The organism is Paenibacillus aceris, from assembly GCF_017874035.1.
Lineage (GTDB): Bacteria > Bacillota > Bacilli > Paenibacillales > NBRC-103111 > Paenibacillus_E > Paenibacillus_E aceris.
Genome location: NZ_JAGGKV010000023.1, coordinates 15,120 through 27,965, shown reverse-complemented (window position 1 = coordinate 27,965; position 12,846 = coordinate 15,120). Strand labels below are relative to the sequence as shown.

General features: G+C 43.9%; 15 protein-coding genes. 10 read left to right on the top strand and 5 right to left on the bottom strand.

Annotated features, from left to right (window positions below; genetic code table 11):
- Window positions 1–5 precede the first annotated feature (5 nt).
- Both J2Z65_RS28480 and J2Z65_RS28475 read left to right on the top strand, forming a co-directional pair.
- Window positions 6–1,121 (top strand): MGDG synthase family glycosyltransferase, encoded by a 1,116-nt coding sequence (locus J2Z65_RS28480; RefSeq protein WP_167066708.1) that lies wholly within the window; start codon window positions 6–8, stop codon window positions 1,119–1,121.
- 20 nt (window positions 1,122–1,141) lie between these two features.
- Window positions 1,142–1,312: a hypothetical protein gene (locus J2Z65_RS28475; RefSeq protein ID WP_167066705.1), complete on the top strand. Its 171-nt coding sequence runs from the start codon at window positions 1,142–1,144 to the stop codon at window positions 1,310–1,312.
- Window positions 1,313–1,432: 120 nt separating this feature from the next.
- Here the strand turns inward: J2Z65_RS28475 and J2Z65_RS28470 are convergent, their stop codons facing one another.
- Window positions 1,433–1,954, bottom strand: a complete 522-nt coding sequence (locus J2Z65_RS28470) for a C40 family peptidase (protein ID WP_240160021.1) — start codon at window positions 1,952–1,954, stop codon at window positions 1,433–1,435.
- 260 nt (window positions 1,955–2,214) lie between these two features.
- Between J2Z65_RS28470 and J2Z65_RS28465 the strand changes: the two genes are divergently transcribed.
- Window positions 2,215–2,820 (top strand): DedA family protein, encoded by a 606-nt coding sequence (locus J2Z65_RS28465; protein WP_167066700.1) that lies wholly within the window; start codon window positions 2,215–2,217, stop codon window positions 2,818–2,820.
- Window positions 2,821–2,881: 61 nt separating this feature from the next.
- On the opposite strand, the gene J2Z65_RS28460 is transcribed toward J2Z65_RS28465, so the two are convergent.
- Together J2Z65_RS28460 and J2Z65_RS28455 are read right to left on the bottom strand one after the other, a co-directional pair.
- Window positions 2,882–3,655 carry a YheC/YheD family protein gene (locus J2Z65_RS28460; protein ID WP_240160020.1) on the bottom strand — a complete coding sequence of 258 codons (774 nt, stop codon included), beginning with the start codon at window positions 3,653–3,655 and terminating at the stop codon, window positions 2,882–2,884.
- 193 nt (window positions 3,656–3,848) lie between these two features.
- Complete coding sequence (locus J2Z65_RS28455; RefSeq protein ID WP_167066697.1) at window positions 3,849–4,568, bottom strand: 3-ketoacyl-ACP reductase; 720 nt, start codon at window positions 4,566–4,568, stop codon at window positions 3,849–3,851.
- 163 nt (window positions 4,569–4,731) lie between these two features.
- Here J2Z65_RS28455 and J2Z65_RS28450 point away from each other — a divergent pair, with 163 nt between their 5' ends.
- From J2Z65_RS28450 to hxlB, 3 genes are all read left to right on the top strand, one after another.
- Entirely contained in the window at window positions 4,732–5,061 is a 330-nt protein-coding gene (locus J2Z65_RS28450) for a winged helix-turn-helix transcriptional regulator (protein WP_167066694.1), read from the top strand.
- Window positions 5,062–5,236: 175 nt separating this feature from the next.
- A complete protein-coding gene (gene hxlA, locus J2Z65_RS28445) occupies window positions 5,237–5,872 on the top strand; it encodes a 3-hexulose-6-phosphate synthase (protein WP_167066691.1) in 636 nt (211 codons plus the stop codon).
- A gap of 5 nt (window positions 5,873–5,877) precedes the next feature.
- Window positions 5,878–6,435, top strand: a complete 558-nt coding sequence (gene hxlB / locus J2Z65_RS28440; protein WP_167066688.1) for a 6-phospho-3-hexuloisomerase — start codon at window positions 5,878–5,880, stop codon at window positions 6,433–6,435.
- 268 nt (window positions 6,436–6,703) lie between these two features.
- Here hxlB and J2Z65_RS28435 read toward each other — a convergent pair whose 3' ends face one another.
- Both J2Z65_RS28435 and J2Z65_RS28430 read right to left on the bottom strand, forming a co-directional pair.
- Window positions 6,704–7,684, bottom strand: a complete 981-nt coding sequence (locus J2Z65_RS28435) for a TIGR03943 family putative permease subunit (protein WP_167066685.1) — start codon at window positions 7,682–7,684, stop codon at window positions 6,704–6,706.
- A gap of 25 nt (window positions 7,685–7,709) precedes the next feature.
- Window positions 7,710–8,717 carry a permease gene (locus J2Z65_RS28430; protein WP_167066682.1) on the bottom strand — a complete coding sequence of 336 codons (1,008 nt, stop codon included), beginning with the start codon at window positions 8,715–8,717 and terminating at the stop codon, window positions 7,710–7,712.
- A gap of 251 nt (window positions 8,718–8,968) precedes the next feature.
- On the opposite strand from J2Z65_RS28430, the gene J2Z65_RS28425 reads away from it, so the two are divergent.
- The 4 genes from J2Z65_RS28425 to J2Z65_RS28410 all read left to right on the top strand — a co-directional run bounded on the left by J2Z65_RS28425 (window position 8,969) and on the right by J2Z65_RS28410 (window position 12,702).
- Window positions 8,969–9,676, top strand: coding sequence for a metal ABC transporter ATP-binding protein (locus J2Z65_RS28425; RefSeq protein WP_167066679.1), 708 nt, complete (start codon window positions 8,969–8,971; stop codon window positions 9,674–9,676).
- On the top strand, window positions 9,622–10,449 hold the full coding sequence (locus J2Z65_RS28420) for a metal ABC transporter permease (protein ID WP_167066676.1): 828 nt from the start codon (window positions 9,622–9,624) through the stop codon (window positions 10,447–10,449). Before J2Z65_RS28425 ends, J2Z65_RS28420 begins: the two co-directional genes overlap by 55 nt.
- Before the next feature lie 2 nt (window positions 10,450–10,451).
- Window positions 10,452–11,402 (top strand): metal ABC transporter substrate-binding protein, encoded by a 951-nt coding sequence (locus J2Z65_RS28415; protein ID WP_167066673.1) that lies wholly within the window; start codon window positions 10,452–10,454, stop codon window positions 11,400–11,402.
- A gap of 88 nt (window positions 11,403–11,490) precedes the next feature.
- Entirely contained in the window at window positions 11,491–12,702 is a 1,212-nt protein-coding gene (locus J2Z65_RS28410; RefSeq protein WP_167066670.1) for a GTP-binding protein, read from the top strand.
- Window positions 12,703–12,846: the final 144 nt, after the last annotated feature.

Sequence of the window (12,846 nt, the reverse complement as noted above, 5' to 3'; positions counted from 1 at the left end):
TAAGCATGAGTGTGAATCCTAGAGTATTAATTTTAACTGCCAACTATGGCAATGGGCATATTCAAGCTTCAAAAGCGCTGCAGCAGCAATTCTTGAAGCAAGGTGTTGAGCATGTCAAGGTGGTTGATCTTATGAAAGAAGGCCATCCCCTCATCAATTTAATTACAACATCGCTTGTTAACCAAAGTACAAAAAGTTCACGAATCGGTCTAGATTATTATGGCTGGAGCTACTACTTAACCCGCGAATCCAAACGGACCGCGCTATTCCAAAGATCCATGAATTATCTTGGCAAAAAGAAATTGAGGGAGTTAATTCATAAAGAACGCCCTAATGTCGTTGTGAATACCTTTCCATTCGGCGCATCCCCAGAAGTGTGCAGCTCACTTAACATTATGAATTTCACTGTACTTACGGATTATGCTTTACATGCCACATGGCTGCATCCGAATGTTGATAAATATTATGTGGCTACGGAAGAGTTGAAACAGCAAATCATTTTCAGAGGTTTTAATAAGGAGCGCGTGGAGGTTAGTGGAATTCCCGTACGGCAAGAGTTTACACGGGAGAAAAGCATCCCTAGGCACAAAAAGAACATTATTCTTATTATGGCATCCGATCGTGGCGTCAACAGCTATATGGAGGAAATGCTGAACTCATTAGCAGCTTTGGATCATTGCCAATTGGTCGTTGTTTGTGGCCGTAATGAGAAGTTACTGCTAAGACTGAGGGACCAATTTGCTGCTGTTAAGGGAGTGACCATACTTGGATTTGTTGACAATGTTCATGAATGGATGTCTCAGGCAACTTGTATTGTAACAAAAGCTGGAGGACTAACGCTGACAGAAGCAATCGTCCAACAACTGCCGATCTTCATTTATAAGCCTTATGGCGGACAGGAAAAGGAAAACGCTCTATACCTTTCTAGTCGCGGAGTGGCTTCGATTTCTATTCATTTAGAAGAATTGGCCAATCAAATTAACAGGTTAATAAGGAATCCAGGCTTACATCAAGTAATAGAGGAACGGATGAAAGCAATGCACCGGAGCCAAGCTGCTGAACACATCGTATCAGATATGATGCTTACGATGAATAATCAATCATTTTCGCTATCGATTTAGGAATGGGAGGCCAGAGTAGGATGGATGAGAGTATAGACGATTTTTTAAAGACGATTGATGAGTTGGAAGAAAAAGTGCAGCATCTGATTTATCAGTCGAATCTAACATCAGTCGAAAAGCAATTCATCTTAGACCATATTCTTATTATTCCCGGAAAAAGGGCGGATCATGAAGAAAGCAAAGCCATATAAATGGGTTACATACGAAAAAGGGGCTGTTTCAAAAGGTCAGACGACCTAATGAAAGCCCCTTTGTGCTTTGTGGGAGGGATGAAAAGAGGACCAAATAGTTAAACTATGTGGTAGTAAGCTTTAGTTAATAACACGGCGGGCTGTTTTGTAGTTCTTACTCCACCAACCGGAGTTCATATCGGATATCGTAACTCCAGGACTGCCATACGTATGCAGGACCTTACCATTCCCCATATAAATACCGACATGATGAATAGGAGAATAGAAAAAGACAAGGTCTCCAGGTTGAAGCTGATTTCTGGCAACGTAGGTGCCTACTTGTGATTGCTCCCTAGATGAACGAGGGAGATTGATCCCATTTTTGCCATAGACATATTGCGTAAAAGATGAACAATCAAAGGAATTTGTTCGGCCTTTCTGAGTTCCAAATACATATCTCACGCCTAGGTATTGTTTACCTGTAGAGATAATACTGCTTGCTTTCCCCGACATCGATGCAGGAGCTGCTGTTATTGGAGTTGAGCTGCCCGCAGCAAGTGCGGATTGCGGCCCCACGAAAAGGTTAGCTGAGGCAAATAAGGATACACTAAGTGTAATTCCTAATAGCGATTTACTAAGGCGGCTCTTGTTCATGTTGTTCATGATTGATATCCTCCTTCAGGATCGTGTTTTAGGCTTCCACCTGGGATAACCTTACCACATCCGGAATGACCTATAGATTACCAACCGTGGAGGAATACTAGTGCAAATCATGCTTTGAGGACTATTATTAGAAAACCATGAGAATCTGGTGAGCTAAAAAACCTTGACAAAAAACATGGAATGCATCAATTTTTCTAATCGTCTTCTCATGCTCTATTATCATTCCTGTGATACGATCAATACGAGGCAGGTGAAGAAAGATGAATCATCATTCTATAATCACGTTAATCAGCCATTACGGGTATGCGGGTATAGTTGTCGTACTTTTCGTTGGAATCGTTGGCTTACCAATCCCGATCGAGATTATCCTATTAGGTGCAGGTTATATAGCGGTTAAAGCTAATCTTCATGTAGGCGGCATTATCGGCTTCGCCTGGCTTGGAGCTAGCGCAGGGATGACACTTAATTATCTGCTTGGTCAAAGCATTGGGTTGAAGCGGATCAGCAAGGTGACAAAATGGATCAAAATTTCCGAGGGCCGATTGGAAAAATGGGCAGATCATTTTAAAAAGTATGGCTCTATTTTACTTCTGATTGGCTTTTATGTAGCAGGGTTACGGCATGCGGCGCCATTTATTGCAGGGGCTACAAAAATGCGTTATCTCAAATTTATGTGTGTTTCTTACTTTGGAGCTTTGGCTTGGATTTTGGTCATTGTTCTACTGGGGCATAAACTTGATAAACTCTGGCACCATTTAAATATACATGTCCATCATCCTTTGTGGATCATTGTCGCGGCAGGGATGACCGTCCTTGGCTTGATGGGAGCAAAGATGATGGTTCTTCAGCGGCGATTCTCCCGCTAAAGCCAAAACACCTCCAATTCCACTGAGTCAGCGGGATTGGAGGTGTTTTATTAGTAGTCGTTTATCCTTGCTTGCGTTTTGCGGATATGAATCGGCCGTTGCCTCGCGCAAAGCGCAGCACTTTGAAAAACATTCTCTTATCTTTTAATTGATTAAAAATAAACGGATCTGGTGCTGTGTTAACTTCCAATACCCATGGCTTCAAGTTTTTATCGATTCCGATATCGATACCGATTTCCTTAAATCCCGGATAAACCTTCTGATAATGCGCTGCGATTTGATAACCTAAATGTTGCAAGGATTTAATATAATCCTTTTTTTTCTCATTTTTTAAGTAGGAACTCAGTAATATCTCTAAAGGCAGCGGTTTTCCGCTATTATGAAAGTTCGTCACAATTTTGCGCGGATGAGCAACTCGGCCGATATACCCGGTAGTTTCCCAAGCTCTTTTAGCGTTTTTTTGTACCATGATGCGTATGTCGAAGATTCGATTTTGATGAGTCAATAAATGAATTCCTTGTTGTATCAGATAGGTTCTGTTTAACTTGGATTTGTTTAGAGCGGTGTATAAACCTAGAAACGTTGGGAAAGATCTAGCGGTTTGCCCGGATTGAAAGCTGTATTTGTCTCTTTTCTCCACCCGGATAACGCCATGTCCGGCAGAGCCATTCGTAGGCTTCACATAGACCATTTTATGTTTATTTAACATAGCAAGCAGGTTTGTTTGATTGTAGATTTTTGTATCCGGTACAAATTTGCGAAGTTCTTTGTTCAATAAGAGGACTTTTGTTTTAACCCATTTACTACCTATCGTTCTGGCTCGATTCATTGACATCACAGCACCCCTACCTGTAGTCACCTCTTAGAGTCAATTGGTGTTTCCAGTTATCATATTCCAATTCCTCGGACTGACTTGGAGTAAAGTCTAGTCTGAACATTAAAAAAAATTCATATTTCAATTCATTTTTCTGCGCGCCTCAACCATAAAGGGCTCCCATTGGAAATTATCCAATAGGAGCCCTTTGCTGTTATTGCGGGTTCGTTGTCCAAATTCCTGCCGTTTTCAGGAATACGCGTTGTGGCAATTTCAATGCAGCCAAGATCAGTTCAGCGACATCCTCCGCTTGCATCATGCGATCCTCATCGCCTATCGGCAGTCCTGCTTTGGCTGCCAACTCTGTATTCACAGTAGACGGTGTGAGCGCCGTGACACGGATGTTCGATTTGCGAACCTCTTGCATAAGCGCTTCTGTCATTCCGATCACAGCGAATTTCGAGGCGCAATAGGCCGAACCAGTGGCAAAGCCCCGTTCCCCTGCAGTTGAAGCGATGTTAATGATGCTTCCGCCATTTTGACTAATCATCGTTGGCAGTGCGGCGCGAGTCACATAATACGTACCCATCAGATTGGTTTGAATAATTTGCTCCCATTGATCCGGATCCATTTCAACCAACTTGCCAAACTGAGCCGTTCCAGCATTATTGAGCAGGATATCGAGGGCCCCCAGTTCCTTGATCAGAGTTTCTACTGCACGTCCTGCTTCTGCCCGGTTTGAAATATCCGCGGTGGCAATGCTCACTTTTATGCCATATGTACTTGATAATTCTTGTTGAAGGGACTCGAGATCAGCACGGCTCCGCGCCACCAATCCGAGATTAACGCCCTCTTTGGCCAACGCAATGGCAGTAGCTTTGCCGATTCCTTTTCCAGCCCCTGTAATGATGGCGGTTTGATTGTGTAAGGTCATGAGAATCTCTCCTTTAGTTCTATTCAGGTGCTTCAGTCAAAAAGACTTATTTGCAACTGCAAGTTATGCCATTTATTATTAATGATATTGCAATATTCGGCAAGTTCCTACTTATAAGCAAGATAGTTTCAAATCGTCAAATCGTATACGAAGGAGTCGAACCATGGGAGATCAACGATTTAAGAGCTCGGTAGAAATGACCTTGAAAGTGATTGGCGGGAAATGGAAGCTGGTCATTCTATGCCATCTGATGGATGGCGTCAAACGCTTTGGCGAATTAAAACGAGGGATGCCTGACATCACGCAAAAAATGCTAACCCAACAGTTGCGTGAATTAGAGGATGACGGCATTATCCATCGGAACGTATTCGTTCAAGTGCCGCCGAAAGTCGAGTATTCCTTAACGGAATATGGCCGAACCATGGAGGAAGTGCTTCACATGTTGGCCGATTGGGGACAGAAACACCAAGAGCGAGTTGAAGTTTTAACATAATGAAAAGCTTAATGGATAAAGACCTTTAACTTCGTGTTGAAGGTCTTTTTTGTCGTTCATGGTTTCCAAATGGGTACTACGTCACTAAATAGTGCGTACTTTTTTTTCGGAAAGTATCGTCGTACAATAGGTCCCGTGAACAACACAAAACAAAATTAGGAGGATTGACTCATCCATGGAACTTCAATTAGCGTTAGATCTTGTCGACATCCCACAAGCCAAACAATTGGTGAAAGAAGTGGAGTCGTATATAGATATCGTTGAAATCGGAACACCGGTTGTCATTAATGAAGGGCTTCGCGCTGTTAAAGAAATAAAAGAAGCCTTTCCTAACTTGAAAGTACTGGCTGATTTGAAAATTATGGACGCCGCTGGTTATGAAGTCATGAAAGCATCAGAGGCAGGTGCAGATATAGTTACTGTATTAGGCGTCTCGGAAGACATGACAATCAAAGGTGCTGTAGAGGAAGCACGGAAACAAGGAAAGCAAATCTTGGTTGATATGATCTCCGTGAAAAACCTGGAGAAACGTGCGCAAGAAATCGACGCCCTGGGCGTAGATTATATCTGTGTGCATACTGGTTATGATCTTCAAGCGGTCGGAAAAAATTCATTTGACGATCTTTTAACGATCAAACGTGTTGTCAAACAGGCCAAAACAGCGATTGCCGGAGGTATTAAATTAAGTTCACTCCCGGAAGTCATTAAAGCAAACCCGGATCTTGTTATTGTAGGCGGAGGCATTACGGGACAAGAAAACAAGCAAGCCGCTGCCGCGGAGATGCAGAAATTGATCAAACAAGGAGCTTAAGGCCTATGAAAACGAATCAGTATGTAGTTGTAATCCTGGAGGAGTTGCAACAGGCAGCTGAACGATTGGATGCAGGACAAGCTGATCTAATTGTAGACCAAATTCTTGCTTCTCAGAAAGTTTTTTTAGCTGGGGCGGGCCGATCCGGCTTGATGGCCAAAGCTTTTGCCATGAGACTGATGCACCTGGGAATTGACGCATATGTTGTGGGAGAGACAATTACGCCTAACGTAACAACTAACGACATGCTAATCATCGGGTCAGGTTCCGGGGAAACCAGAAGTCTCTTATCCATGGCGGAGAAAGCCAAAAGCTTGCAGGCATCTGTCGCAGTTGTGACCATCTTTCCGGAATCATCCATCGGGCAGTTGGCGGACATCACCGTCAAACTGTCCGGCTCTCCCAAAGATAACTCCAATAGCCATTACTCCACCATACAACCTATGGGCTCCTTATTTGAGCAGACCCTATTGTTATTTTTTGATGCCGTCATACTGCGCTTAATGGAGAAAAAGGGGTATGACTCGACAACCATGTTTGGAAAGCATGCTAACTTAGAATAATGAACATGAAGCCAATCATGATCTAATTAAAGTTCACTCTTGTTCCCCATAGAGTGAACTTTTTTCATGTAATTGTTATGTTTATAGGGGAACAGCAGGGCGCTATTTTGTCAAAATCATCCCTCTGAGTGAGGGAGTGGGAACGAGGTTCCGCTATTTCGTCATTTTGACACATATTCGGACGATGGAGGTTGAATAAGAGCCTGTAGTTCCCCTCCAAACCACGAAATTTCGCTTTTCGCCTAAATAAGGGAATGGGGTTCCTTATTTAATCCTCGTGATCAAGCTCTTTCAAGGGCTCAAAGTTTGGATACACATAGGGCGAGCTTGGTGCAGTGATCTTATCTATTTGAGTGGCTTTGATAACGAAAATATCGTTTCCGTTGTAGTTGCCATTTTGAATCGTGCCAGTGACTTTGACCCACATGTCTTTGGGGTAGGTCTGGGCTGTAGGGAAGTCTATCATGACGCCGTAGGGGGTTGCATCCGCAGAACAGCAGCTAACGGCAAACCGGCCAACGACAAATTGGTTATTTGTCATGTTGTCTTCACGGTAAATGAATCCAGAGAGTTCAATTTTTTTACCGATAAAATTATTTTTGAATAGGTCAATCGAAGAAAGAATTTCCATATAGATTTCCGGCTTTACGACAATCGTGTCTTTTTTGTATAGAATCATGCCAATCTTTGAAAAGTCTTCGTCCCATTCGTTATCGGCATGAAATAATTTCTGCAGATCGGTCTCCGTTTTCGCGGCAATCGGCGTCTCATTATTGGAAACGGATGGGGGTATTGCAGGCGCGGGGGCCACTGTAGCCATTTGGTTGGACGCAGTTTCACTTGCGGGTGCACCTGGCTTCGTTATCGCTGATTTGGCAGCGGAGAGATTCATTCCTTTGGCGGCAACCATAGCACTGCTCAAGGCTGTATCAGGCAGCAAAAAACCGATTAACAGCGGTAAAATCAGAAGTCCATAGGCGATCGTGTTCCGTAAAGCTGAGCGTGAAACAGGCTGCTCGCATTCACAGTCCACCGGTTTCCCCCAGTAGGCACGCAGTGCCATATAACCTTGATAACAGGCAAAGATATACAACAGGACGGAAGCCACTTTCACATAACCCATCATTCGAGGCGCAATGTAAAATTGGAGGGCGTCTGATTTGGCAAGGACTACGATATAGCTAGAAAAACCGAGCAAAATTAAGGTGCGAAAGAAATGATGAAAACAGATTACTCGAACTTGCTTCATGTTCATTCCTCCTTGCTGGCAAAATTTAAAATAAATGTTCAAATAGCAGTGAACAAGTGAGAACCGTGATGACAATGAGTACGGAGAGAATGAGGACAAATTTGGTTTTAAAGACGGAGAGCAGCATGAGCGTGCTTTTGAAATCTAACATCGGACCAAACACTAAAAATGTGAGCAGAGAACCGGATGTAAACGATGTCTGAAAAGATGAAGCAACGAAGGCATCAGAGGTTGAACATAACGAAAGGATGTAGGCGAAACCTATCATAAACAAATGAGAGCTAATTGGACCTTGGCCAATCGCAAGCAGGCTTTCGCGCTGCATAAAAATTTGAATCAGGGCGGTAAGCAAGGACCCAAACACAAGGTACTTGCCCATTTCGAAAAATTCATCAGATGCATGTAGGAAAAAGGAGTTTACTTTGCTTGAAAAGCTCCCGTGGTGATGATGGTGATGGTGATGCCCCTCCCCGTTGACACGGCTATTGCGCAGCGGATTGCTTTGGACAAACCGATAGAGGAGAAGTCCGATGATAACAGCAGCGGCAAAAGCGAGTCCCATGCGGGAATATGCGATAGCAGGGTGATTACGGAATGCCATGAATGTCGCAGCAAAAACAATCGGGTTAATGATGGGGCCGGCTATAATGAAGACGACGGCAATATAGACAGGCATTCCTTTGAGAATAAGTCTTCGTACGACAGGGATCATACCGCATTCACACATAGGGAAAAGGATACCTAGCAGACAGGCAAACAAAATACCTAGGATAGGGTTCTTTGGAATAAACCTGCGGATGGCTTGCTCAGACACAAACGTTTGAAGCAGCGACGAGAGCAATACGCCAAGTAGAATGAAAGGGATAGCTTCTAACAGGATACTGATAAAAATGGTTTTAAATGATTGAATTTGGTCGGTTTGAAAGACATACGCCAGAGAGGAGACATCTCTGTTTACAAAGATGAGGACAATGAAAAGGAAACAAATAGCGGCCACAACTTGCATACTCATTCGAAAAACGTTACTTGGCATGGGGAGAATCTCCTTAATGATAATTATTACGAATTGAATTGTAATACATAAATGGGATCCCTGCAAGGCAAAAGATTTATTATTGACATCGTCTTCGAAAGAGGATATATTTCTCGTTGTAAAAGTAATAATTACGATTAACGAGCAATAATCATCATAATTATGTACGATATGAATGAGTTGGTTGCAAACCATTTCTTTTTTATCAGATTAATTCGTAAAAATTACATGTAAACACAGGGGGTGATTTTATGTTAGTTGCTGCTTTACATGCTGTGGAATTTGGATATCATGATCTTCCTTGCTTGCAAGATGCTAGTGTAGAGATTCAGTCCGGCGAGTTTGTCGTCGTTACGGGTCCGAACGGCGCAGCGAAATCAACTCTGCTTAAACTCATGTTGGGTTTGGTTGAGCCATGGAAGGGAAGTGTCTTCCTTTCACCTAAGAATGAAGAAGGGAAGAGTTTGCGAGTAGGGTACGTATCTCAACAAATTGCAGCTTTTAACAGTGGATTTCCAAGCACAATACTTGAGTTTGTGCGTTCAGGCAGGTACACCAGCGGATCATGGCTCCGTAAGCTTAATGCGGAAGATGACAGGTTGACAGAGACAGCCCTTCGGCAAGTAGGTATGTGGGATGTGCGTAAACGTAAAATAGGGGAACTTTCCGGCGGCCAGAAGCAGCGGATATGCATCGCCAGAGCTCTTGCACAAGAGCCGGATCTGTTGGTTCTCGATGAACCGACGACGGGAATGGATCAGAATAGTCGATTCGAATTTTATGAATTGATGCATCATCAAGTGAGAGTACATCAGCGGACCGTTGTTATGGTCACTCACAGTCTCGCCGAAGTGGCCCCTTATCTCGACCGGATTATTGAGTTGGAGAGAAAGGAGGATGGCGGATGGAAATGCTGCACTACGACTTCATGCAGCGGGCATTTTGTGCTGGTGGGTTAATTGCCATTATCGCTTCGGTTTTAGGTGTGTATTTAATGCTGCGAAGACAAGCGCTAATGGCTGACATGCTGTCTCATGTCTCTTTAGCAGGTGTAGCGGGTGGCGCCTATTTCCACATCAACCCTACCTTAGCGGGGTTTGTAGTAGCAACCTTGGGAGCGATTGCGGTTGAATACGTGAGGAGGTCTTATAAATCCTATAGTGAAATCTCCGTCGCGATTATTATGGTTGGCGGTTTGTCGTCAGCCGTTATTATCATGAGTCTTAATCAAAGTATTAACAAAGGATTTTCTGCATACTTATTTGGTTCTGTTGTTGCCGTGAATGAAACGGAGCTTCTGTTAATGCTCATCGTTGCCTTAGTCGGCTGTCTTTTCTTCGTTCTGTTTCGCCGGCCGCTGTACCAAATTACATTCGATGAAGACACGGCAAAAACGAATGGACTGCCGGTGAAATGGATCACGCTTGGCTTTAGCGTTCTAACCGGTATGATTGTTTCCGCAGCTATGCCTATCGTGGGTGTGCTTCTTGTTTCAGCACTCATAGTTCTTCCCGCAGCTCTGGCAATCCGCATTGCGCCTAGCTTCACATCGTCGCTTTTTATCGCTATGGGCATTGGACTGTTTGGCGTGTTTTCCGGGCTTACGGCTTCTTATGAACTGAGCACACCACCTGGCGGAACTATCGCCATCCTATTGTTATTCGTCTTGCTTGTTGGTTTAAGCATCAAAAAAGTAAAGCATCATTTCATACCTGTCGGGAGGAATTATTGAAAATGAAACAATCTTGGGTAGCAAAATCATTATCTTTCACTGCGTTATCAACGCTTCTTTTATCAGGCTGTGCCGCTAATTCTTCTTCAAGCAACGGGAAGCTTAATGTAGTAACCACCTTCTATCCGATGTATGAATTCACCAAGCAAGTAGCCGGTGATCATGCCGAGGTCATTGCCTTAATACCTGCCGGTGCTGAGCCGCATGATTGGGAGCCTAGCGCCAAAGATATGAAAAAGGTGAAGAATGCAGATGTATTTGTTTACAACGGAATCGTGGAGGGCTGGGTGGATCAAGCGCTGTCGAGTGCAGACAATCAAAAACGCGTTGTGGTTGAAGCCAGCAAAGGCATTGAATTAATGGAAGGACTGCCGGAGGAAGAAGAGGATCACAAGGAAAAGGACCATAAAGAAGCCGATGGGGGTAAAATGATGGATCCTCATGTTTGGTTAGATCCGGTGCTTGCGCAAAAAGAAGTGGAGTCCATTGCAGCTGGCTTGTCTCAAGCTGACCCAGCGAACAAAGAGGATTATCGTAAAAATGCGGAAGTGTTTATCGGGAAGCTTAAAGCATTGGACACCACATACCGAACGAGCTTTGAACAGGTGAAAAAGAAAGACTTCGTGACACAGCATGCTGCTTTCGGCTACTTAGCCAAACAATATGGATTGACTCAAGTGCCAATTGCCGGACTTTCTCCCGAAGAAGAACCATCGCCTGCCCAAATGGCCGATATTATTCAATTTGCGAAAGAAAACCAAGTGAAAACGATTTTTTTTGAGACGCTAGTGGACCCGAAAGTAGCCCAGACCATTGCGACAGAACTCCATGCGAAAACGGAGGTGCTTAACCCGTTGGAAGGATTGACGGATGAAGAGAAGAAGAGAAACTTAGATTACGTCGGGATTATGACCAATAACCTGGAAGCATTAAAGAAAGCGCTAAATGAATAAAAATTGAATAAAAGATAAGGTAGCAAACCCTGGGTTTGCTTGTTGCATCCACATAAATCGTAAAATTTACTATAAAAGGAGAATTCGAATGTCAGAACATCAAATTCCAGTCACGGTTTTGAGCGGATATTTGGGAGCAGGCAAAACAACTTTGTTAAACCACATTTTACATAACCGGGATGGCTTGCGAGTTGCCGTTATTGTCAATGATTTAAGCGAAGTCAATATCGATGCAGGACTTATCCGGGAGGGTAACGGGCTTTCTCGGACGAATGAGAGTCTGGTTGAAATGTCTAACGGCTGTATCTGCTGCACATTACGCGATGATTTATTGAAGGAAGTGGAGCGACTCGCCAAAGAGAATCAATTCGACTATATCCTTATTGAATCAACCGGTGTTGGAGAGCCGCTGCCGGTAGCCCAAACCTTCACTTATCTGGATGAGGAGCAAGGCATCGATCTCTCTCAGTTTTGCCGTTTGGACAGCATGGTAACCGTTGTAGACGCCTACCGCTTTTGGACGGATTATTCCTCAGGAGAAACCCTTCTCGACCGGAGTCAAGCCGTTGGTGAAGATGACACAAGAGAAGTTGTGGATCTTCTGATCGATCAAATTGAATTCTGTGATATCCTCATTCTGAATAAATGTGACATGTTGGATGAAGATGAACTGAACGAGTTGGAAGGTGTCCTCCGCAGGCTGCAGCCAAGAGCCAAATTTATTCGTTCCATACATGGACAGGTGGCGAGTGAGGAAATTCTGAACACACATCTCTTCAATTTCGATGAGGCTAGCACATCCGCAGGCTGGATGAAGGAAATGGAGAAGGATGTCCATACGCCAGAAACTGAAGAATACGGCATCTCTTCCTTCGTGTATGAGAGAGTCCGGCCCTTCGAGCCTTCGCGTCTGATGGGATGGATGAAGGACTGGCCTGCGGAAATCGTAAGAGCCAAAGGGGTTATGTGGCTGGCAACCCGAAATGATTATGCTCAGAACCTGAGCCAAGCAGGACCTTCTGTTCGCTTCGGACCCGCAGGATATTGGGTGGCTGCACTTCCCGATGCGGAAAGAGAGGCTGTTCTTGAAGAGGATGCAGATCAAATCATGCATTGGGATGACACCTATGGTGATCGTATCAACAAAGTCGTATTTATTGGCCTGGAAATGGATCGAGCCGAAATTGTGGCATCTTTGGACGCCTGTTTATTATCAGATGAGGAAATGAAAGGTGATTGGAATCGGTTTGCAGACGAACTGCCGAATGCCATTATGGAACTAGAGAAACAGAATTTGTAAAGAAATCAGTACTCGCTTATGCGTACGGCGTTTTGTAAACAACTTTTCCCAGTAGCTTTGAATTATTTACTGAGGAGCATAGTCGGATCTTGTCTTCTTAACATATGATGGCAAGAATGGGGACTACTCTTAAAAGGATGTGTG